The organism is Streptomyces sp. I05A-00742 (genome assembly GCF_013055795.1).
Lineage (GTDB): Bacteria > Actinomycetota > Actinomycetes > Streptomycetales > Streptomycetaceae > Streptomyces.
Window position 1 is genome coordinate 1 of record NZ_JABETO010000001.1, and the last position, 22,003, is coordinate 22,003.

14 protein-coding genes are annotated in these 22,003 nt (G+C 73.1%); 5 read left to right on the forward strand and 9 right to left on the reverse strand.

The window, feature by feature from the left end; all coding sequences use genetic code 11:
- Positions 1 to 233, reverse strand: a 233-nt coding sequence (locus HN013_RS00005; RefSeq protein WP_171161558.1) for a hypothetical protein, incomplete at its 3' end; no start/stop codon positions are given.
- Between the two features lie 258 nt (positions 234 to 491).
- On the opposite strand from HN013_RS00005, the gene malQ reads away from it, so the two are divergent.
- Both malQ and HN013_RS00015 read left to right on the forward strand, forming a co-directional pair.
- A complete protein-coding gene (malQ, locus tag HN013_RS00010) occupies positions 492 to 2,594 on the forward strand; it encodes a 4-alpha-glucanotransferase (RefSeq protein ID WP_171161560.1) in 2,103 nt (700 codons plus the stop codon).
- 11 nt (positions 2,595 to 2,605) lie between these two features.
- Entirely contained in the window at positions 2,606 to 2,866 is a 261-nt protein-coding gene (locus tag HN013_RS00015) for a hypothetical protein (protein ID WP_171162198.1), read from the forward strand.
- Between the two features lie 112 nt (positions 2,867 to 2,978).
- On the opposite strand, the gene HN013_RS00020 is transcribed toward HN013_RS00015, so the two are convergent.
- The 5 genes from HN013_RS00020 to HN013_RS00040 all read right to left on the reverse strand — a co-directional run bounded on the left by HN013_RS00020 (position 2,979) and on the right by HN013_RS00040 (position 14,088).
- A complete protein-coding gene (locus tag HN013_RS00020; protein ID WP_171161561.1) occupies positions 2,979 to 3,956 on the reverse strand; it encodes a DUF3592 domain-containing protein in 978 nt (325 codons plus the stop codon).
- Positions 3,957 to 4,006: 50 nt separating this feature from the next.
- Positions 4,007 to 6,583 carry an aminopeptidase N gene (gene pepN, locus HN013_RS00025; protein ID WP_171161563.1) on the reverse strand — a complete coding sequence of 859 codons (2,577 nt, stop codon included), beginning with the start codon at positions 6,581 to 6,583 and terminating at the stop codon, positions 4,007 to 4,009.
- Positions 6,584 to 6,647: 64 nt separating this feature from the next.
- Positions 6,648 to 9,308, reverse strand: coding sequence for a TerD family protein (locus HN013_RS00030; RefSeq protein WP_171161565.1), 2,661 nt, complete (start codon positions 9,306 to 9,308; stop codon positions 6,648 to 6,650).
- 105 nt (positions 9,309 to 9,413) lie between these two features.
- Positions 9,414 to 10,442: an aspartate-semialdehyde dehydrogenase gene (locus HN013_RS00035; RefSeq protein ID WP_171161573.1), complete on the reverse strand. Its 1,029-nt coding sequence runs from the start codon at positions 10,440 to 10,442 to the stop codon at positions 9,414 to 9,416.
- Between the two features lie 322 nt (positions 10,443 to 10,764).
- Complete coding sequence (locus HN013_RS00040) at positions 10,765 to 14,088, reverse strand: S8 family serine peptidase (protein ID WP_398977727.1); 3,324 nt, start codon at positions 14,086 to 14,088, stop codon at positions 10,765 to 10,767.
- A 490-nt stretch (positions 14,089 to 14,578) separates the two neighbouring features.
- Between HN013_RS00040 and HN013_RS00045 the strand changes: the two genes are divergently transcribed.
- The gene (locus HN013_RS00045) at positions 14,579 to 16,315 is read left to right on the forward strand and encodes a TIGR03767 family metallophosphoesterase (RefSeq protein ID WP_171161577.1); all 1,737 of its coding nucleotides are present in this window, start codon (positions 14,579 to 14,581) and stop codon (positions 16,313 to 16,315) included.
- On the opposite strand, the gene HN013_RS00050 is transcribed toward HN013_RS00045, so the two are convergent.
- The 3 genes from HN013_RS00050 to pepN (HN013_RS00065) form a co-directional block, all read right to left on the reverse strand.
- A complete protein-coding gene (locus HN013_RS00050) occupies positions 16,305 to 16,442 on the reverse strand; it encodes a DUF6177 family protein (RefSeq protein WP_171161579.1) in 138 nt (45 codons plus the stop codon). The genes HN013_RS00045 and HN013_RS00050 overlap by 11 nt on opposite strands.
- Complete coding sequence (locus HN013_RS32540; protein WP_249374627.1) at positions 16,439 to 17,635, reverse strand: hypothetical protein; 1,197 nt, start codon at positions 17,633 to 17,635, stop codon at positions 16,439 to 16,441. The genes HN013_RS00050 and HN013_RS32540 overlap by 4 nt, the downstream gene beginning before the upstream one ends.
- 125 nt (positions 17,636 to 17,760) lie before the next feature.
- Positions 17,761 to 20,361, reverse strand: coding sequence for an aminopeptidase N (pepN, locus tag HN013_RS00065; protein WP_171161581.1), 2,601 nt, complete (start codon positions 20,359 to 20,361; stop codon positions 17,761 to 17,763).
- Between the two features lie 125 nt (positions 20,362 to 20,486).
- Here pepN (HN013_RS00065) and HN013_RS00070 point away from each other — a divergent pair, with 125 nt between their 5' ends.
- A complete protein-coding gene (locus tag HN013_RS00070) occupies positions 20,487 to 21,122 on the forward strand; it encodes a DsbA family protein (RefSeq protein ID WP_171161583.1) in 636 nt (211 codons plus the stop codon).
- A 233-nt stretch (positions 21,123 to 21,355) separates the two neighbouring features.
- Complete coding sequence (locus HN013_RS00075; protein WP_171161585.1) at positions 21,356 to 21,982, forward strand: hypothetical protein; 627 nt, start codon at positions 21,356 to 21,358, stop codon at positions 21,980 to 21,982.
- Positions 21,983 to 22,003: the final 21 nt, after the last annotated feature.

Genomic DNA, 22,003 nt, shown 5'->3' on the forward strand with positions numbered 1-22,003 from the left:
CCGTCGGGCGCGGCGAGCGCCCCGGGGGCGTTGCCGAGCAGCCCGCCGAGCAGCGCGGCGGCCAGCACGGTCACCCCGGCACGGCGCGGACGGCCGGCCGACGGGCCGGTGAACCGGCCGGTGCCGATGGCGCGGCCGGGCCGTGCCGAGCCCTGAACGCCCTGTTCGGAGCCCTGTTCGCCGTACGAGGGGCCGTCGCCCTGGAACCGCGCCACCTTCTCCTCGCCCCTCATCTGTCCTGCGTGAGCGATGAGCCCATCACCAGGGGAGGGGCGTGTCAACGCAGCTGACCGAACTGCCGGTAATGCCCGGCGTGCCGGGTGAGGCGGACGGTGGCGGAGCCGGGGCGGAATGGCCAAAGGCCCGTCAGCGGCCGTACACCGAAAGTAAGCTGACAAGCTCCCGGCCGTCGCCGGGGAGCACCGTGCCGACCGCCGTGCGATCCCCGGCGGCCCGCGCGGCCCGTTCCCCGCCGTCCTCTGGAGGCAGGCATGGACCGAGCACACCTCGCCGGACTGCACGGCGTGGCCACGTCCTACGAGCCCGCCCCCGGGCAGAGCGTCCCCGTCCCCGAGGACACCGTGGTCGCCGTCCTCGCCGCGCTCGGCGTCGACGCCTCCACCCCGAGGGCCGTCCGCGACGCCCTGGACGCCCACGACCGCGCCGGACGGAACCGCCTGCTGCCCCCGGCCGTGGTCCTGCGGGGCACCGCCCGGCCCCGGCCGCCGGGCCTCCCCGAGGACACCGCGCTGCGCGTGGAGACGGCCGACGGACAGGGCCTGGGCTGGGACGATCCGCTGCCCCTCGGCACCCACCTGCTCCGTGCCCGGACCCCCGACGGGCGCGCGGCCACCGCCCCGCTGATCGTGGCCCCCGACCGCGTCCCCCAGCCGCCCGAGCGCTCCCACGGCTTCCTCGTCCAGCTCTACTCCCTGCTCTCCGCCCGCTCCTGGGGCATGGGCGACCTCGGCGACCTGGCCGAGCTCGCCGCCTGGTCGGGACGCTCCTTCGGCACCGACTTCCTCCAGGTCAACCCGTTGCACGCGGCCGTCCCCGGCACCCCGGAGCGGCCCGCCGACCCGTCCCCGTACCGCCCGTCCTCCCGCCGCTTCCCCGACCCGGTCCACCTGCGCGTCGAGGAGATCACCGAATTCGGCTACCTCACCGGACCCGGCCGCGAGGAGGCCCTGCGCCTGCTCGCCGCGGCGGCGGAGCTGAACGACGCCGTCCTCCGCCGGGGCGAGCCGATCGACCACGACGCCGTCCGGGCCCTCAAACTGCGCGCCCTGGAGCTCGTCCGCGCCGTCCCGCTCAGCCCCGGACGCCGCGCCGCCTACTGCGACTTCCTCGCCGAACAGGGCCAGGCCCTCGACGACCACGCCACCTGGTGCGCCCTCGCCGAGGTGCACGGCCCCGACTGGCACGGCTGGCCCGGCGGCCTCCGGGACCCCCGGTCCGCCCGGACCGCCCGTGCCCGCGGCGAACTCCTCGACCGCGTCGACTTCCACTGCTGGCTCGCCTGGCTCACCGACCGTCAGCTGGCCACCGCCCAACGCGCCGCCCGCGACGCCGGCATGCGCGTCGGCCTCGTCCACGACCTGGCCGTGGGCGTCCACCCGGGCGGCTCCGACGCCTGGGCGCAGCAGGAGTCCCTCGCCGCCGGGATGTCCGTCGGCGCGCCCCCCGACGCGTTCAACTCCCGCGGCCAGGACTGGGGTCTGCCGCCCTGGCGCCCCGACGCCCTGCGCGCCACCGGCTACGCCCCCTACCGCGACCTCCTGCGCGGTCTGCTGCGGCACGCGGGCGCGCTGCGGATCGACCATGTGATGGGGCTGTTCCGGCTGTGGTGGGTGCCGGAGGGCCGCGAGCCGGGGCAGGGCACGTACGTCCGGTACGACGCGGAGGCCATGCTCGGCGTCCTCGCCCTGGAGGCCCACCGCGCCGGGGCCGCCGTCATCGGCGAGGACCTGGGCACCGTCGAGCCGGGCGTGCGCGAGGCACTGGCCGAGCGCGGTGTGCTCGGCACCTCCGTGCTCTGGTTCGAGCGCGACTGGTCGCGCGGCACCCGCCGCGCCGCGCCGCTGCCGCCCGAGCGGTGGCGCGAGGGCTGCCTCGCCACCGCGACCACCCACGACCTGCCGAGCACGGCGGCCCGCCTCACCGGCGACCACGTCGCCCTGCGCCACCGGCTGGGCCTGCTCCGCCGCCCGCTCGCCGTCGAGCAGCGCGAGGACGCCAAGTCCCTCGCCGAGTGGCTGGCCCTCTTCGGCCGGCTCGGCCTCCTCCCCGAGGGCCCCGGCGACGAGGAGGCGGCCGTCCGGGCCGTCCACCGCTTCCTGCTGCGCACCCCCGCCCGGATGGTCGGCGTCTGGCTGCCGGACGCCCTCGGCGACCGCCGCCCGCAGAACCTGCCGGGCACCTGGGACGAGTACCCGAACTGGCGCCTCCCCGTCGCCGACGCCGCCGGCCGGCCCGTCTCCCTGGAGGAACTCACCTCGTCCCCCCGGCTGCACGCCCTGATGGAGGAGGTCCGCGTCCTGACGGCCACCCCGGACGCGCGGGGTCCGCGAGGGTCCGATACGTTGAGCGCGTGAGCAATAAGAAGATGAACGCCAAGCGCGCCGGGGTCGTGTCCGCCGGCACGCTGCTGATGCTGCTGATGTCGTCCCCCGCGTTCGCGCTCACCCGCGACGACGGCGACGACCCGGGCCCCGGCCTCAGCGTGATCAACACGCTCGGCCTCTACGTCGCCGCGCCGATCGTGCTCTTCCTTGTGATCGCCGGCCTGACCATGGTCCTGGCCCGCAACTCCGACAACGTGCGCACGCACGACACGCACACGCACTTCCCGCGGACGTCGCGCTAGTCGCGGCCGGCCGCCACCCCTCTCCGTACCGCGCCGCGCCGCGGCGTTCCGGACGTCAGCCCGTTCCGGAACGCCGTGGCGCGGTGCTGTTCCCTCACGCCCCTCACCACCTTCACCAGCTGTCCCGCAGCACCCGCACGGTGTCGAGCACGGCCGTCGCCGCGAAGTCCAGGCCGAGGAGGAGCAGCACCAGGCCGATGGCGCCGACGACGGCGTGCGCCGGGAGGCTCATCCGGTCGCCGGGGGCGTAGCTCCGCTCGGGCGCCCGGGGGTCGTAGGTGATGCGCGTCGTCCTTCCGTCGTCGGACAGGGGCCAGCCCTGGCCCTCGTGGTGGTGCACCGTCCCCTCCCGGTCCGTGAACGCGTAGCGGTACGTGGCCGGTTCGCCGGTGCCGCTCCGGCGGGTGGTGCCGGTCAGCGATCCGGTGACCGTGACGCCCCGGAGGCGCAGGAGGCAGGCGGTGCGGACGGCGGAGGCTGTCAGGCGGGCGAGCAGGGTGCCCGGCACCAGGAGCGCCCCCGCGCATACCCAGTCGACGAGGGAGTCGACGGGGTTCTCCGAGGCCAGGACGACGACGGGGAAGGCGACCACGTAGAGGACCGTGAGGGTCCGGAGCGCCGGGACCCCGTCGGCCGACAGCAGGTCGCGCGCCGGGACGAGGGCGATCGTCTCCACGCTCATCAGCCGTCGGCCGTCCTGGCGCGGCTCCCCCCGAGGGCGGGCCGGGAGGGCCGACGCGAGGGCGGTGGCGAAGCCCCGGAGGGCCTCCGCGTCGTCGCCGCGCAGGGTGAGGATCTCACCCGCGCCATGAGCCGAGGTGAGCTCGATCCGCAGTGTGCGGTTGTCCTGTCCGGGCCCGTCGACGCGCTCGACGGCCTCGAACGGGATCCGGCGGCGCGATCTCTTCCGGACGAGCACGACGGCGTCGTCGTGGAGGAGGGCCCTGGTGCTTCCGGCCGGAAGGGCGGCCCGGGGAAGCCGGCCCGTGTCCGGAGGAAGCCGGCCCGTGTCCGGAGGAAGCCCGTCCGTGTCCGGAGGAAGCTCGTCCGTCTCCGTGGGAGGTCCGTCCCTCTCCGCTTCTTCGAACATCCGTGCACAGTAGGGCGCCCCCGGCCGTCCGGCCAGGGGCGCTCCGGGCGTCAGACGGAAGCGGCGGCCGCGTCCGCCGCCTGGGCCTTCAGCGCGCGCTCGACGCCCGCGCGGGACTCCAGGACGAGCCGGCGGAGACCGGCGGTGGGGTTGGCGGAGGCGAGCCAGGCGTCCGTCGTGTCCAGGGTCTCCCGGGAGATCTGGAGGCTGGGGTAGAGGCCGACGGCGATCTGCTGGGCGACCTCGTGGCTGCGGGTCTCCCAGATCTCCTTGACGACGGCGAAGTACTTCTCCGCGTAGGGCGCCAGCAGCTCGCGCTGGTCGGCCACGACGAAGCCGCTGATCACGGCCTCCTGGACGGCGTTGGTGAGCTTGTCGGACTCGACGACGGACGCCCACGCCGCGGCCTTGGCCCCGTCGGTCGGGCGCGCGGCGCGGGCCGCCGCGGCGTGCTGCTCGCCGGCCGAGGTGCGGTCGCGGTCGAGCTCGGCGGCGATGGCCTGCTCGTCGGCGCGGCCGGTGGCGGCGAGGCGGATGAGCAGGTCCCAGCGTAGGTCGGTGTCGACGGCGAGGCCGGTGACCAGCTCGGTGCCCTCCAGCAGACCGGCCAGGAAGTCCAGCTGCTCGTCGGTGCGGGCGGTGGCGGCGAACGCGCGGGCCCAGGCCAGCTGGTGGTCGCTGCCCGGCTCGGCGTCCCGGAGGTACGCCCACACGGACTCGGTCCACATCCGGAGGCCCGCCTCGCGCCAGTCCGGCGCCGCGTAGAGGTCGAGGGCGAGCTTGACCTGGCGCTGGAGCGACTGGACGACGCCGATGTCCGACTCCTTGGCGATGCCCGAGAGCACCAGCTCCAGGTAGTCCCGGGTGGCCAGTTCGCCGTCGCGGGTCATGTCCCAGGCCGAGGCCCAGCACAGGGCGCGGGGCAGCGACTCGGCGAAGTCGCCCAGGTGGGCGGTGACGACGCGCAGCGACTCCTCGTCGAGGCGCACCTTCGCGTACGACAGGTCGTCGTCGTTGAGCAGGACGACCGCCGGGCGGCGCTTGCCGGCCAACTGCGGGACCTCGGTGCGCCCGCCGTCCACGTCGAGCTCGATCCGCTCGGTGCGGACCAGCTTGCCGTCCTTCAGGTCGTAGGCGCCGATCGCGATCCGGTGCGGACGCAGCGTCGGCTCGCCCTTGGCGCCCTCGGGCAGCGGGGTGGCCTCCTGGCGGACGGCGAAGGAGGTGATGACCCCGTCGTCGTCCGTGGTGATCTCGGGGCGCAGGACGTTGATGCCGGCCGTCTCCAGCCACGCCTTCGACCACGTCTTGAGGTCGCGCCCGCTCATCAGCTCCAGCGCGCCGAGCAGGTCGGAGAGCTGGGTGTTGCCGTAGGCGTGGGTCTGGAAGTACGCCTGCACGCCCTGGAAGAACTTGTCCTCGCCGACGTACGCCACCAGCTGCTTGAGCACCGACGCGCCCTTGGCGTACGTGATGCCGTCGAAGTTGACGAGGACGTCGTCCAGGTCGCGGATCTCGGCCATGATCGGGTGGGTCGAGGGCAGCTGGTCCTGCCGGTAGGCCCAGGTCTTCATGGAGTTGGCGAACGTGGTCCACGAGTGGGGCCACTTGGAGCCCGGGGCCGCCGCCTGGCAGGCGATGGAGGTGTAGGTGGCGAACGACTCGTTCAGCCACAGGTCGTTCCACCACTTCATGGTCACGAGGTCGCCGAACCACATGTGGGCCAGCTCGTGGAGGATGGTCTCGGCCCGCACCTCGTAGGCCGCGTCCGTCACCTTGGAGCGGAAGACGTACTGGTCGCGGATGGTGACCGCGCCCGCGTTCTCCATCGCGCCCGCGTTGAACTCGGGCACGAACAGCTGGTCGTACTTGGCGAACGGGTAGGCGTAGTCGAACTTCTCCTGGAACCAGTCGAAGCCCTGCCGCGTCACCTCGAAGATCGCGTCCGCGTCCAGGAACTCGGCGAGCGACGGCCGGCAGTAGATGCCCAGCGGTACGGTCCGGCCGTCCTTCTCGTAGGTGCTGTGCACGCTGTGGTACGGGCCGGCGATCAGTGCGGTGATGTAGGTGGAGATCCGCGGGGTGGGGTCGAAACGCCAGACGTTGTCCGCCGGGGCCTTCGGGGTGGGCGAGTTGGAGATCACCGTCCAGCCCTCGGGGGCCTTGACGGTGAACCGGAACGTCGCCTTCAGGTCGGGCTGCTCGAACGACGCGAACACGCGGCGGGCGTCCGGCACCTCGAACTGGGTGTACAGGTACGCCTGGTCGTCCACCGGGTCCACGAACCGGTGCAGCCCCTCACCGGTGTTGGTGTACGCGCAGTCGGCCACCACGCGCAGCTCGTTCTGCCCGCCGTGCAGCGACGGCAGGGTGATCCGGCTGTCCGCGAAGACCGCGGCCGGGTCGAGCGTCTCACCGTTGAGCACGATCTCGCGCACGGTGGGGGCCACCAGGTCGATGAACGTCCTCGCGCCCGCCTCGGCGGAGTCGAACCGCACGACGGTCTCCGAGCGGAACGTGCCGCCCTCCTGGGCGCCGGAGAGGTCGAGCTCGATCTCGTACGCCTCCACCGTCAGCAGCGTCGCCCGCCGCTCGGCCTCTTCGCGGGTCAGATTCGTGCCTGGCACCTGGGCATCTCCTTCGCATCACGCGTGTCATGACGTTCCCGGCCATCCTTCCACGGCGGTCGTGTCAGGTGCCCGAGGTGATCCTCCACTTCTGCCAGGCGCGGACCTGGAGGAAGCCGGTGGGGACGTGGTGCACCCCGATCCCGGCGGCGACCCGGTGCAGCGGCGACAGCTCCTCGTCGAGCGCCCACAGCTCCGGCCGGGGGACATCGTCGAGGAGCGGGCCGCCGTCGTCGAAGTCGTAGTCGAACCGGACGGGCCCGGGCGGTCCGTCCCATCGGACGACGTCGTGACCGTGCCCCGTGACGGTCCCGTCGAAGGCCCGGATCTCCTCCGCCGGCCGGAGCGTCAGCTTCCATTCCTGGTCCGCCGCAGCCGTCACGAGGACGTATGTGGGCGCGCCGGGCCGGGCCCGGAGCGGGCCGCGGGCCGGGCGGGAGGTGTGTGCACGCGCCACCCGCACCCGCGCGAGCTCGCCCGGGGAGAGGCTGGTGACGTGGGCGAAACCGCCGTCCTCCAGCTCCAGCGTGAGCGCGGCCGGCGGGCCGGTGTGCACCAGGACGTCGCAGCCGGTGCCGGTGACCGGGCCGGACGCCGGGCCGGAGGCAGTGCCGGACGCCGGATCGTACGCCGGATCGGACGCCGCGCCGGACAGCGGCCGGGCGGCGGAGAGGTCGCGGAGCCGGAACCGCCAGCGGGGCAGCGCCCCCAGCTCCAGCCGGGTCGTGGCGCCCCCGTCGGCGAAGAGCAGCCGGCGGCCCTCGAAGCCCTCGTCCTTGGAGATCAGCTCGCGTGTGCCCCCGTAGTCGTCGGCCTCGGTGACCGCGAAGTACTCGGAGCCCTCCAGGTCGTACTCCAGGATCACGGGCGAGCCCGGTCTCGGGTTGGTGATCTCGACGACGTCCAGGTTCCGGCCCTGGCCCGAGTACTCGGCGAGGACGCCGTCCGAGGGCTCGGGCGCGGCGGACGTGCGGGCGGTGAGCGACCAGGGGCTTCCGGCGTCGAGGATGAGCAGGCAGGGGCCGGCTACGGGGACCACCTCGACGAGGGCGCCGTACCCCTGGGCGAGGACGTCCGCGCCGTCCCGGTCGGCCGGGTCGCCCCCCGGATAGACGGCTAGCAGGTTGACACCGTCGCCGGCGTTGCGCCCGTCCGGGTGGTTGATACGCAGGTCGGCGGCGGGTCCCGTGTAACGCAGCACGTCGGAGCCGGTGCCCTGGAGCGCGCCGTCGGCTTCGAGGACACGGGCCTCGGCGAGCGGCAGGAACTTCAGGGTCCAGTCCCGTCTCGCCTCCACCCGCAGTCTCGGCCGGCGGCGGGGCGGGGAAGCGAGCACCACCCGGCCGCGGATCCCGTTCGTGGCGGAGAGGAGATGGGGCCTTTCCGCGTCGCGCGCTTCCAGCGATGCCCAGCCCTCCGGGCTCGTGAACTCCACCAGGGCGGCGCCGGGGGGAAGCGGCCGGTCCGGCACGACTTCCCTGTTCCCGCGGCCGGTCTGCTCCCAGGGGGCGAAGTCCGGGCCGTAGGAGGCGGTTGCCGGGGACGGGGGCGCGTCTTCGGGCTCGGTCCCTGGCTCGGTTCCGGGCTCGGTTTCGGGCTCGGTTCCGAGGACGTCAGGACGGGACGCGTCGACAGGCGGCGCGTCCACGACCGGTGCTTCCCCGACGGGGGCCGGGGCGTCCGGAACGATCCGGGTCAGCACCTCCGTGGCGCGGTCGTGGGGGAGGAAGGCGCCGGCGCCGACGGCCGGGGAGGGCGCGGGGGCGGCTCCGAGTGCGCCTTCGGGTACGGCCGGGGGATAGGCCGGGATCTCCGGTATGCGGCTCGGTTCCGGAGCGCGGTCCCGAGCGTGGTCCGGCGCGGGCTCCGCCTCGTACGCGTCCTCCGGCCGATAGGGGGCGGCCGCCGGTACGGGCGCGTCCGTCGTCCCATACGCGCTCTCGGGCGCGTACGCGGCTGAGTCGCCGAGCGCGTCCGGGCCCGAGCCCATGTCCGCCGTCCCGTACGCGCCCGGGCCGGTGCGCGCACCCAGGTCCGCACCCGACGCCGCGCCCAACTCCGCGGCCGGGTACGCGTCCAGGTCCGCGGCCGGATGCGCCTCCGCCCCGCTCCGCCGCCCGTCCTCGTCCGCCGTCCCCGCCCGGTGGGCCTCGACCACGCCGCCGAGCCCGGAGGCGTACCCCCGCAGGACCGCCCCGAACTGCCAGCCGCCGTCGCCCTGCCGCCGGAACTCGCCCAGGACGGCCGCCGTGGGGGCCGCCACCTCGCCGGCCTCGGCGCCGGGACCGGCACCGCCGTCCCCGCCGTCCTCGAAGCGCACGCCGTCCTCGACGGGCACGTGGGCGACCGGCGCGCCGGTGGCGGTGGTGACGGCCAGTCCGAGGCCGGGCACGCGCCCCAGGGCCCGGCCCTTGGTGGCGGCGGCCACGACGACCCGTGTCACGTCCGGCTCGACCTGCGCGGGGTCGAACACCAGCCACTCGGCCCGCAGGCCCGCCTCGCCCTCCGAGGTGCCCAGGTGGTGCACGGCCCCGGAGGGGTGCCCGGCGTGGTGGGAGGAGACGAGGTCGGCGTCATCGCGGAGCGTCCCGTGCCCGTCGAGGAGCAGGGCGGCGACGGCGATGGCCCCGGCGTCGGGGAGGGCGGGTACGGCGGTCCAGGTGACCGCGGCGTGCAACGGCTCGGCCGGGACGGTCAGATGTTCGCCTCTGGCAATCCGGTTCATGGACGGCACTCTCCCACGGGGGTCTGACAGTGCGGCCCGAATTACGCCGTGAGCGGCGAAGAGGGCGGGGCACGAAGGACCCCGCCCCGTGGTGTGCCGTCGTGCTCAGCCGCGCAGTTCGGCCGCCACCAGCTCCGCGATCTGCACGGCGTTCAGCGCCGCGCCCTTGCGCAGGTTGTCGCCGACGACGAAGAACGCCAGCCCGTGCTCGACGGTCTCGTCCACCCGCACGCGGCCCACATATGTGGTGTCCTTGCCCGCCGCCTGGAGCGGGGTCGGGATGTCGGACAGCTCGACGCCCGGGGCGTCCTTGAGCAGCTCGTAGGCGCGCTCCACGCTCAGCGGGGCGGCGAAGGAGGCGTTGACCTGCACCGAGTGGCCGGTGAAGACCGGGACGCGGACGCAGGTGCCGGAGACCTTGAGGTCCGGGATCTCCAGGATCTTGCGGGACTCGTTGCGGAGCTTCTGCTCCTCGTCCGTCTCGAACCGGCCGTCGTCCACGATCGCGCCGGCCATCGGCAGCACGTTGAAGGCGATCGGCCGCTTGTAGACGCCCGGCTCGGGGAACTCGACGGCCTCGCCGTCGTGCGTCAGCTCCGTCGCCCGGTCGGCGACCTTGCGCAGCTGCCCGTCCAGCTCGGCGACGCCGGCCAGGCCGGAGCCGGAGACGGCCTGGTACGTGGTGGCGACGAGGCTGCGGAGCCCGGCCTCCCGGTGCAGCACCTTCAGGGCCGGCATCGCCGCCATCGTGGTGCAGTTCGGGTTGGCGATGATGCCCTTGGGGCGGTCCGCGATCGCGTGCGGGTTGACCTCGGAGACGACCAGCGGGACCTCGGGGTCGCGGCGCCAGGCGGAGGAGTTGTCGATCACGACGGCGCCCTGGGAGGCGACCTTCTCCGCGAGCGCCTTGGAGGTGGCGCCACCGGCCGAGAAGATCACGATGTCCAGCCCGGCGTAGTCGGCCGCGGCCGCGTCCTCGACCGTGATCTCCGTGCCCTGCCAGGGGATCGTGGACCCGGCGGACCGCGCCGAGGCGAACAGGCGCAGCTCCGTCACCGGGAAGTCACGCTCGGCGAGGATCTTGCGCATGACTCCGCCGACCTGTCCGGTGGCTCCGACGATTCCGACTCTCACAGGGGGGCTCCCATTGCTCATGTAGGACACATGCGTCACTCCGGACGACGGTGGATCCGGTAGGCGCGGTTCCATCATGCGGGAGTGCGGACCCCAAAAGTCCAATCCATTGTCCGGAGGGTGGGACGAGGCCGGGGCAGGCCGGGACGATTTCCCACGGTCACCTTGTCGAGTGACCGGTCGCCGTAGCTGGGTCTCCTTCGACGTCCACGCGTCACTGCGGTCTGCCGTACCGACCCCTGACAGTACCCGTGTGCCCGGAACGGGTGGGGCGGGCGCCCGGAAACCGGGCACCCGCCCCATCGCGATCGTCATCGACCGGTCAGGAAACGACCTTCTCGATCGTCACGCTCCCGCTCCCCGCAACCGTCCCGCGCTCGTTGACGAGCTGGACCTCGCCGGAGAACGTCCGGCCCTCGGGGGCCGTCCCCGCGACCACGACGTCGGCCGTGACCTGGGTGGACTGGCCGGTGCCGAGCTTGACGGACTGGCCGGCCGGGACCTTGACCTCGCCGAGGGAGGGGGCGAAGTAGACGTCGCGGTAGTCGTAGGCGGTGGTGCCGGAGGGCACCTCGTAGCCGGTGACCTCGATCGTGTACTCGCCGGCGGCGGGCTTGGTCAGGACGACCTGCTCGTCGGAGCCGCCGCTGGTGGAGGAGCCCACGGGCTTGCCGTTCCTGGAGACGACGAGGTCCAGGTCGGCCTTGGGGTCGGCCGCGCGGGCGATGGACGCCTCGAAGCGGGTGACGCCCTCACCGAGGGTGACCTTGGTGACCTGCTTCTGGCCCTTGCCGATCTCCGGGCGGGCGACCTTGGACGAGCCGAGCCGGCCGCCCTGGAGCCTGCCGTCCAGCGGCGCGTAGCCGTTGGTGGCCTTCCAGGTGACGGCGGCCGGGGTACCGACCTTCGCCTCCTTCACGGTCTGCACGGCCGGGTCGAAGGTGGCACCCAGGACGGTGGCGGTCACCGTGTAGGGGTTGTCCAGCAGCGGCGAGGTGCGCCGCGACTCGACCTCGATCTCCCAGACGCCCGGCAGCGGGTTGGCGTACGAGCGCACGTCCGGGCGGCAGGTGTTCGCCGGGTTGTTGTAGTTGGGGTAGCAGTTGATCGTGGAGGTCGGGTCGACCGGGACACCGTAGGAGTTGATGGCGATGAACCGGGTCTGGCTGTCCTTCGCCAGGCCGCTCATCGCGATCTCCAGCGACTTGGCGCCCTTGGGCACGGTCACGAAGTACGAGGTGCTGGCGTTGCGCTGGGCCGTACCGCTCTTCTGCACCCGGCGGGCCGGGGCGGCCAGCGGCTCGGCGGCCACGACGGTCGTCATGATCTGCTTGTCGATGCCCTCGGTGCGGTCGTCGTCCACGGTGAGGATCGCGCTGTGGATGCCCGCCGACTTCGGCTTCGCGGTGACCTTGACGGTGACGGGCTTGTTCAGCGGCAGCCGGACCTCGTCACGGCTCGCCAGCTTGAACGTTCCGTCGTTGTTGCGCCACTTGAGCTCGTGCCAGACGTCCTTGGCCGGGCCGGAGGTGCGGGTGACGGTGACGTCGTACGTCTTCGACTGGCCGGCCTTGAGGCCGCCCTCGCGGTCGTAGACGCCGGTGCCGAAGCCGGGGGTCTTCAGGGCGCCCGACAGGGCGGTGGAGACCGGCGCCTTCACTGTGTATTCGTGCGCGGTGGCCTTGTGCCGCAGCGCCTCCCACGCCTCGTTGATGTCGATCAGGCCGGAGCCCTGCTCGTGCGCCTGGAAGCCCTTGATCTTCTTCGCGGTGCCGGTGAGCGCCGTGCGCAGGTCGGCGGGGGCGAGTTTCGTCCCCTTCTCCTTGGCGGCCGAGATCAGCAGCGCCGTGGCGCCGGTGGCCTGCGGGGCGGCCATCGAGGTGCCCTGGAGCATGCCGTAGCCCGGCGGCAGCTCGTAGCCGGACTCGGCGACGGGCGCGCCCGGCTCCCAGGTCGGCGTGGTGTTGACGGACGCGCCCGGGGCGGTGATCACCGGGGCGAAACCGCCGTCCTCGCGCGGGCCGCGGGAGGAGAACGGCATCATCGCGTACTTGGTCCGCACCTCGGACCCGTAGTTGGCGGCCCAGGTCTCCTTGGAGACGGAGGCGCCGACGTTGAGGACCTTGTCGGCCAGGGCCGGGTCGCCGATGGTGTTGGTGCCGGGGCCGCTGTTGCCGGCCGAGATGACGAGCTGCACGCCGTAGGTGTCGATGAGGCGCGTGTAGAGCTCGGAGCGGGCGTTGTTGCCGTCGTTGAGGGCCGGCAGGCCGCCGATCGACATGTTGACGATGTCGACACCGCGGTTGACGACCAGGTCGATCATGCCCTCGGTGAGCGCGACGTTGGTGCAGCCGCCGCCCCAGGTGCAGGCCCGGGAGGAGACGAGCTTCGCGCCGGGGGCGGCGCCGTTCATCCTTCCGCCGAACAGGCCGTTGGCCGCGGTGATGCCCGCGACGTGCGTGCCGTGCTCCGACTCGATGACGCCGATGCTGACGAAGTCGGCCTTCTTGCCGATCCAGTCGCCGCCCTTGGGGTCCATCGGGACGTCCTTGCGGACCTGTACGACGAAGGGGATCCGCTCGGCGATCGCGGTCTTCGGGTCGTCCTTGCCGAAGTACCCGACCTGGAAGCCGTCCTTGTACGGCTTCATCTCCGCGTCGTTCCGGAAGTCGCCGTCGTCGTCCAGGTCGACGCGGACGGTGCCCTTGGCCTTGTCATAGAGGACGGCCCAGGAGTCGGTCGTGTCGCCGTCCCGGTTCAGATCGCCCTTCATGTCGCCGCCGGCGGTCGCGCTCTCCCGGAACAGGGCCACCTGGTAGGAGCCCGCGGAAGCGGTGTACGAACGGCCGTTGAAGGAGAACGAGGGGCCCGACGCGTCCTGCGTCATGGGCAGCCAGGTGTCGTCCTCGTCGGTGACCGGGTCGGTGGCGGTGACCCAGTCGACGATCTTGCGCTCGCCCGTCGTCGTCTTCTGCAGCGCGGGGTGGGCCAGGTCCACGCCCGAGTCCAGGACGCCGATGGTCACGCCCCGGCCGTCGGCCTTGGGGTGGTCCTCGACGAAGTCCACGGCACCGGTCTCGAAGGCCGGCTGGTACGGGTTCTTGGCGGGGGTCCGCTTGTCGGGCGCCGGGTAGGAGCGGCTCTTCGGCCCCTTGGCGCCCGCCACCGCGTCACCGCGCGGCGTCGGGTCGGGAAGCTTGATCTCCTGCTTGAGGTCGATGCCGTGCACCGACGAGAGCCGCTGGGCCTCGGCGATCACGGCGTCGGCCTTCGCGGTGGGGACGGTCGCCCGGACATAGCCGAGCTTCTCGTACTCCTTGCCCACCGAGGCGCCCCGTACGGAGTCGAGCTTCCCGGCGATCTGCCCCGTCTGCCCCGGAGCGGTGGCGATCATCATCGTGACGGTCCGGTCGCCCTCGGACTTGGCCTTGGCGAGCAGGCCGGCCCCGTGCGAACCGAGCTTGTCCTTCTGCGGGTTGACCGGCTTGACCGGTCCCGGTGCCGGGGGCTGCGGCCCGTCGGCGAAGGCGGGGGCCGCGCCCGTGGCGGCGAGGGCGACCGCGGCGGCGGCCGCGACGGCTATTCGGGTCGCGCGTCTGGCGCCGCCGCGGGACGCCTGGCGAGATGTGGGGGTGGTCATGAACATCCCTGGCTCGTGGGGTGAACGACTGCCGACGGCAGGTCCGGATATCGGAACCGGATGAGGGCTCACTTTTATGGAAGTGACGGGCGTTTGGGGAGAGTTGCCAGGGCGGGAAAATAAAGATGGCGTAAACCCGCCAGAGAGCACTTCGGGAGGAAGCGGGACAGAGGCCGTGAAGCGCCCGGAGCGGGGCCGGCACGGGAGCCGCGGTTCAGCCATCCGGGGCAAACGGAGTACACCGGGACCGGCGGGGCCATAGGGTTTCCTGAGCTCCGTTCCCTGTCGGGTGAACGCTGAGTGAGCCTCAGCGCTCCAGGGGACGAGTCCTGTATGTCAGTTCGCAGTAGCCAAGATCGATGTGAGGTGATCGGCGGCGACCGTTGCCGCCCTGTTCACGCCCAGGTCATTCGCGCTGCCAACGATCCTCGGTGACAGCAGCCGCAGCTCATCTGCACCACCGCTCGCCTTCGCGTTCGCACTCGGGGAGACCGCCATGCACAGCAGATCCGGCAGATCAGCCTCGCACCTCGACCGCCGTGGGTTCCTGGCCGCCACGGGCGCCGTCGGCGCCGTCGTCGCCCTGGGCCCGGCCGACCCGGCCGCCGCCGACGAGCCCGCCCCCGTGGCCCCTGGAGGGGCCCCGGAGGGCGCTCCGGCAGGCCCCGCGGCCGACGACAGCGCCGCGGCGGCACCGTCGGGTGCCGGCACCACCCTCGTCTCCGTCGCCACGCCCCGCGGCACGGGCGCCTACCGGCGGCTGGGCGACGGCCCCGGCTGGCCCCGCGTCGTCCGGACGGAGCTGGCCGCCGCCCGCCCCGACCGCAACCGCCGCCGTACCACACTCGCGTCGTTCGTGCAGTTCACCGACCTCCATCTGACGGACGTCCAGCACCCGTTGCGGTACGAGTTCTTCCGGGCCGGCGGCGAGGGCGCCTGGCGCCCGCACGAGGCCCTGACCCTGCCCGGCGTGGTCTCCCTCGTCGAACGCGTCAACAAACTCCGCCGCGGCCCGGCCACCGGCACCCCGCTGCGCTTCGTCATCACCACCGGCGACAACGGCGACGAGAACGCCCGCATCGAGGCCGAGTGGTTCCTCACCGCGCTCAGCGGCGGCCGGATGAACCCCAACACCGGCGACCCGCGCCGCTACGAGGGCGTCCAGAACAGCGGCCTCAAGCTCTACTGGCACCCCGAGAGCTCCCTCCGCGACCAGGACAAGGCCGTCGGCTACCCGCGCATCCCCGGCTATCTGAACGCCGCCATGCGCCGCGTCAACAGCCCCGGCCTGAACATCCCCTGGTACTCCACCTTCGGCAACCACGACCTGCTCTCCGGCGGTTGCTATCCGGCCGCCGGCTCGTTCATCGCCGACGTCGCCGTGGGCGGCAAGAAGCTGTACACGATCCCCGCCGACGAGGCCAAGTGGCTCATGGAAGGCGAGCTGCACGGCGTCGACCCCAAGGGCAAGCGCATAGAGGAACTGCTGCGCAAGCACAAGAAGGAGCTGCGCGGCGTCACCCCGGACCCCGCCCGGGTGCCCCTGACCCAACGCCAGTACGTGGCCCTCCACCTGGAGCGCAAGTACGCCGGCCGCGGCCCGGTCGGCCACGGCTACACCAAGGACAACCTCGACTCCGGCACCCTCTACTACAGCTTCCGCGTCTCGGACCGGGTCATCGGCATCAGCCTCGACTCCACCGACCCCGGCGGCCACTACCAGGGCTCCCTCGGCACCGCCCAGCTCAACTGGCTGGACCGCACCCTGAAGGCCCACCGGAACGAGTACGCCCTCGTCTTCAGCCACCACCCCAGCTGGAGCATGAACAACACCGTCCCCGACCCCGCCCGCCCCAACGAGCAGCGGCACGGCGGCAGCGAGGTGATCGCCCTCCTCCAGCGCCACAAGAACGTCCTCGCCTGGATCAACGGTCACAGCCACCGCAACCGCATCCGCCCCCGCGGCTCCTTCTGGGAGATCGCCACCGCCTCCCACGTCGACTACCCGCAGCTCGCCCGCGTCATCGAGATCACCGACAACCGCGACGGCACGATCTCCCTCTACACCACCCTCGTCGAATCCGCCGCCCCCCACCGCACCGACTACCACGACCTCTCCCAGACCGGCCTCGCCTCCCTCTACCGCGAACTCGCCTTCAACGCCCCGGGCGGCGACCGCACCCTCGCGGGAGACCCCACCGACCGCAACACGGAACTCCTGCTCAAACGCTGACGGCCCCCGGGGCGCGCAGATGCCGCACCAGCCCGTCCAGCGCGCTCCAGCCGTCGCCGTGCGACGTTCCGTCGCCCAGCGGGTAGTACAGGCCGGGGCGGCGGGACGGGCGCGGCCACCCCCTCACCGCGGCAGCACCACCACGTACCCCGTCGGGCCCCGCTCCGCCGACGTCACCAGGGCCGTCCGGATCACGGAGGCCTGCTGCTCCGCGGACTCGCGCAGCTTGCGGGGGGTGACGTGGACGACGGTGAGGCCGAGGCGCTCCAAGTGCTGGCGCTTGCGGGATTGTTGGGTCCAGATGGCGTCGACTTCCTGGCGGGGGGCGCGGGCGTCGATTTCGACGACGACGCCGTGGTCGGGCCAGTAGGCGTCGACGGGGCCGAGGGAGGGGCCGCCGGGGAGGCGGAGTTCGACGTTCCAGAGCGGGGCGGGGAGGGCGTGGTCGGTGACGAGGGCGTAGAGGCGGTCCTCGGCGAGGGAGCGGCCCTCGGCGAGGAGGACGTCGACGGCGTCGACGATGTGCGGGCGGTTCAGCAGCCGGGCGCGGGAGAGCTCGCGGACGAGGCGGGCGGCCTCGCAGTGGCCGCCGCGGACGGCCTCGGTGAGGAGCCGGCGGATCTGCGCGGGATCGGTGAGCCGGGCGACGGCGTCGGCGACCGCGCGGGCGGCGGGGGCCACGGGGACGCCGGTGACCAGGCGGGGGCGGGGTACGGCGTGGGTGCGGACGGGGCGGACGAAGCCGGTGGCGCGGAGCCGTCGGGTGCCCGGGACGAGGACGTCGATGTGGTCGATGCGCAGCAGCGGGGGAGCACTGGTGAAGCGGTAGAGGGCGAGGGCCGCGAGGCCGGTGACCATCGCCGCGCCGTAGGGGGCCTCCGCCTGTGCGCCGGGCGAGCCCTGGGCGCTGCGAGAGCCCTGTGCGGCGCGAGAGTTCTGTGCGCCGCGCGAGTCCTGAGTGCTGCGGGGGTCCTGCGCGCCGCGAGAGCCCTGGGCGCCAGGAGAGTCCTGTGCACCGCGCGAGTCCTGTGCACCGCGCGAGGCCCGGGCGCCCCGCGCGTTCTGGACGGGGATGCCCTGCGTGCGCGCCCGGGTGTACATGAGGGCGGCGTGCAGCCGCTCCTCGCTGGTGGCGGGGCCGGTGTGGAGGAGGTAGACGCCGGGCAGGAGCTGCTGCCAGGGCCCGCCGGGCCGGCAGCGCTCGTTGACCGCGGCGGACGGGACGCCGTGCTCCCGGAGCTGCCGCGAGGTCATGACGCGGTGGCGGACGTCGGAGAGGTGGTGGAGCGGGCGCGGGGAAAGGGGGGTCTCGTAGCTCATGCCCCGGCCATTCCCGCTGTGCGCCCACCCCTTAACCCCTGTTACAGGCTCGTCGACAAGTAGGGACAACTCCGCACGGATGGACGGCAGTTCGACCGTCGCAGACGTGTTTAAGGCAACCGGCGTCAGGCCGCCGCCGCGTCGCACTCCTGTGCCCTCAGAGCCCGCGCCAGGTCGTCCCGCGCCTCCAGCACCAGCCGCCGCAGCGCCGGGGCCGCGTCCGTGTGGCCGGCGAGCCAGGCGTCGGCGAGCTCCAGGGTCCGCCGGCCGTCCTGGAGCCTCGGGAACAGCCCGCGCACGACGGCCATGGCGATCTCGATCGACCGCTCCCGCCAGAGGCGTTCCAGCGCCGCGAAGTACGGCTCGGCGTAGGGCGCGAGCAGCTCCCGCTGCCCCGGCCGGTCGAAGCCGGCGAGGGTGGCCTCGGTGAGGGCGTTGGAGAGGGTGTCCGACTCGACGACGGTCGCCCAGGCGTCGGCCTTGACGTCGGGGTCGGGGCGCGAGGCGAGGCAGCGGACGTGGTGGCGGCGGCCGGACGCGGTGTCGTCGCGGGCCAGCTCGGCGTCGATCCGCGCCTTGCCGGCCGCGCCGGCCGAGGCGAGGGCGGCAAGGAAGGACCAGCGCAGCTCCTGATCCACGTCCAGGCCGTCGATCCGGGCGGTGCCGTCGAGCAGCCCGCGCAGCAGCTGGACGTCGGCCTCGGTGCCCGCGGTCCTGGCCAGGAAGCGGGCCCACGCCAGCTGGTGGCCGCTGCCCGGCTCGGCGAGCCGCAGTTCGCGCAGCGCGCTCCGGGCGAGGTCGGCGGCGCCGCGCTCGCGCCACGCGGGGGCCGCGTAGTGGACGAGGGCGTCGTGCGCGCAGTTCTGGAGCATCTGGAGGACGCCGATGTCGGTCTCGGCACCGGCGAACCGCTGGACGAGGTCCAGGTAGTCGCGGGCGGGCATCAGCCCGTCCCGGGTGAGGTTCCACAGGGCCGACCAGCACAGCGCCCGGGCGAGCGGGTCGGTGAGCTCGCCGAGGTGGCCGCGCAGGGTGGCGAGCGAATGCTCGTCGAAGCGGACCTTGCAGTACGTCAGGTCGTCGTCGTTGACCAGGACGAGGTCCGGCCGTTCCGCCCCCGCCAGCTCCGCGACGACGGTGCGCGGCCCGGCGACGTCCGCCTCGACGCGCGCGTACCGCACCAGCGCGGTGTCCTCCCGGCGGTAGAGGCCGATCGCCACCCGGTGCGGGCGCAGCTCGGGGTGGTCGGCGGGCGCCTCCTGGAGGACGGCGAGCTCGGTGATCCGGTCGGCGGCGTCGTATGTCAGCTGCGGGGTCAGCGAGTTGACGCCCGCGGTCTGGAGCCAGGACCGGGACCAGGCGGTCATGTCGCGCCCCGAGGTCTCCTCCAGGACGGACAGCAGATCGGTCAGGCGCGTGTTCCCGTACGCATGGCGCTTGAAGTAGCGGCGCGCGCCCTCCAGGAACGCGTCACGGCCGGCGTAGGCGACGAGCTGCTTGAGGACCGAGGCGCCCTTGGCGTACGTGATGCCGTCGAAGTTGAGCTTGGCGTCCTCCAGGTCGCGGATGTCCGCCGTGACCGGGTGGGTGGAGGGCAGCTGGTCGGCCCGGTACGCCCACGCCTTGCGCTGGTTGGCGAAGGTGACCCAGGCGTTGCCGTAGCGGGTGGCCTCCACCTGCGAGAACGAGCCCATGAAGTCGGCGAACGACTCCTTGAGCCACAGGTCGTCCCACCACTCCATGGTCACCAGGTCGCCGAACCACATGTGCGCCATCTCGTGCAGGATCACATTGGCCCGGCGCTCGTACGACGACCGCGTCACCTTGCCGCGGAAGACGAACTCCTCACGGAAGGTCACACAGCCCGGGTTCTCCATGGCCCCGATGTTGTACTCCGGGACGAACGCCTGGTCGTACTTGCCGAAGGGGTACGGGAAGTCGAAGTGCTCGTGGAAGAAGTCCAGGCCCTGCTTGGTGACGGTGAAGATCTCGTCCGCGTCGAAGTGCCGGGCCAGCCCCTTGCGGCAGAGGGCGGTCAGCGGGATCTCCAGCACGGTGGAGTCGGGGAGCTTCCGGCTGTAGTGGTCACGCACCACGTGGTACGGGCCGGCGACGACGGCCGTGATGTAGGTGCCGATCGGCTGGGTGGGGACGAAGCGCCAGGTCGCCGAGGTGGCGTCGGCCGGCTCCGCCGGGCCGTCCTGGGCGCCGTTGCTGATCACGGTCCAGTCGGCGGGGGCGGTCACGGTGAAGGTGTAGGGGGCCTTGAGATCGGGCTGCTCGAAGTTGGCGAACACCCGGCGGGCGTCGGCCGGTTCGTAGTGCGTGTAGAGGTAGATCTCGCCGTCCTCGGGGTCGACGAAGCGGTGCAGCCCCTCGCCCGTGCGGCTGTAGGCGCACCGGGCGTCGACGACGAGGACGTTCTCGGCCTCCAGGCCGTCCAGCGCGACGCGGGTGCCGTCGAAGACGGTGGCCGGGTCCAGCGCGCGGCCGTTGAGCGTCACCGAGGTGACCGACGGGGCGACGAGGTCGGCGAAGCTGTCCGCGCCCGGCTCCGCGCAGCGGAAGCGGATCGTGGAGACCGACCGGAAGGTGCGCGGGCCGCCGTCCGCCGGGACTTCGGGGCCGACCGCCGACCGGAGGTCGAGCGCCACCTCGTAGGCGTCCACGGCCAGCAGCGCGGCCCGCTGCCGGGCCTCCTCACGGGTCAGGTTCTCACCGGGCACGGCGGGGCTCCCTCGGCATCGACTTCGGCATCGTGTTCGTCATCGTCTCTCGAACATCAGGAATCATGGCACGCACACCTTCGTTGCAACCGTGACCGTCCTGTTTCTCCTGAGGAGACCACCGCATGACCGAGACCGAGAAGGTCACCGCCGATTTCTGGTTCGACCCGCTGTGCCCGTGGGCGTGGATGACGTCCCGCTGGATGCTGGAGGTGGAGAAGGTCAGACCCGTCCGGGTGCGCTGGCATGTGATGAGCCTCGCCGTCCTCAACGAGCACCGGCTCGACGAGGTGGACGAGAAGTACCGCGAGATGATGATCCGCGCCTGGGGCCCGGTGCGGGTGTGCGTCGCCGCCGCGCAGGAGCACGGCGAGGAGGTGCTCGGCCGGCTCTACACCGCGATCGGCACCCGGTTCCACAACCAGGGCCTGCCGCAGGTGCGGGAGACGATCGTCGCCGCCCTGGAGGAGGCCGGACTGCCGGCCTCGCTGGCGGACGCCGCCGACTCGGAGGCGTACGACGCCGAGCTGCGGGCCTCCCACAAGGCGGGCATCGACAAGGTGGGCGAGGACGTCGGCACCCCCGTGATCTCCGTACCGGGTCCGGACGGCAACGAGGTGGCCTTCTTCGGCCCGGTCGTCACGCCCGCGCCGAAGGGCGAGGCGGCGGCGCGGCTGTGGGACGGCACGCTGCTGGTGGCCTCGACGCCGGGCTTCTACGAGATCAAGCGGACGCGGACGCAGGGGCCGATCTTCGACTGAGCGGGAGCGGGAGCGGGCGCGGGGGCAAGGCGCGGGCGATCCCGACTGAGCGGGAGCGGGCGCGGGGGCCGGTCCCGAATGAGCGGACGCGGACGCGGCAGCTGATCTCCGGCCGGGCGGACGCGGACGCAGGGGCCGTCTTCGGCCGGGCGGCGAGGGGAAGCAGGGGTCAGGTCCCCCGGCCGACCCCGGCCGGCGCGCGCCCCGGCGAAGGCTCGCTTAGGGTCCCAACCATGGGCCAGACCGACCTCTCCCGGCCGCTGGGCCGCGACGGCGGCTGGGCCGACGCGGAGCCGCCCTGCGGCAACGCGGCCTTCGCGGAACTGCCCGTACGCCCGTACGACCTGCTCACGCTGGGGGTCTGCCGGGTGCTGGCACCGCTGTGGTCCCTGCTGGGGCTGCGGCGGGCCGCCGGCATGCTGCGGCACTATCTGCGCGGCACGGGCGGAGTCTGCCGCGTCGACGCCGAGGAGATCCTCGCCCTGCCCGCCGTCCGCGCCGCCGTGGACGAGCAGCTGACGCGCTGGCGCGCGGAGGCGCTCGACCGGTGGTGCGGCGGTGACCGGACGCCGGCGGCCTATCCGGCCGACAGCGGCTGGCGCGACCAGCTGATCACCTGGCGGATCCACCCCGACTGGTGGCTGGCCCTGCGCGGCGTGGAGTTCCGGCTCACGGGCACGGTACGGGTGGACGCCGACGGGGGCACGGCCGTGGACTACCGGTTCGCCGTGCACAAGGGGTGGAACTTCGACCGGGGTGGATCGGAACTGGGCGTTCCGTTCACCCCGTTCGCCCGCCTCCACGAGACCGGCCTGGCCCGGGAGTTCGCCGTGACGGGCGAGGCGTTCGGCCACGGCTGAGGCGAGGCGTTCGGCCACGGC

What these genes read in the sequence shown, in the direction of transcription:
- HN013_RS00045 (WP_171161577.1), top strand. Translation starts at nt 14,579, where the DNA reads ATGCACAGCAGATCCGGCAGATCAGCCTCGCACCTCGACCGCCGTGGG.
- malQ (WP_171161560.1), top strand. Translation starts at nt 492, where the DNA reads ATGGACCGAGCACACCTCGCCGGACTGCACGGCGTGGCCACGTCCTAC.
- HN013_RS00070 (WP_171161583.1), top strand. Translation starts at nt 20,487, where the DNA reads ATGACCGAGACCGAGAAGGTCACCGCCGATTTCTGGTTCGACCCGCTG.
- HN013_RS32540 (WP_249374627.1), bottom strand. Translation starts at nt 17,635, where the DNA reads ATGAGCTACGAGACCCCCCTTTCCCCGCGCCCGCTCCACCACCTCTCC.
- HN013_RS00040 (WP_398977727.1), bottom strand. Translation starts at nt 14,088, where the DNA reads ATGTTCATGACCACCCCCACATCTCGCCAGGCGTCCCGCGGCGGCGCC.
- HN013_RS00030 (WP_171161565.1), bottom strand. Translation starts at nt 9,308, where the DNA reads ATGAACCGGATTGCCAGAGGCGAACATCTGACCGTCCCGGCCGAGCCG.
- HN013_RS00020 (WP_171161561.1), bottom strand. Translation starts at nt 3,956, where the DNA reads ATGTTCGAAGAAGCGGAGAGGGACGGACCTCCCACGGAGACGGACGAG.
- HN013_RS00075 (WP_171161585.1), top strand. Translation starts at nt 21,356, where the DNA reads ATGGGCCAGACCGACCTCTCCCGGCCGCTGGGCCGCGACGGCGGCTGG.
- HN013_RS00015 (WP_171162198.1), top strand. Translation starts at nt 2,606, where the DNA reads ATGAACGCCAAGCGCGCCGGGGTCGTGTCCGCCGGCACGCTGCTGATG.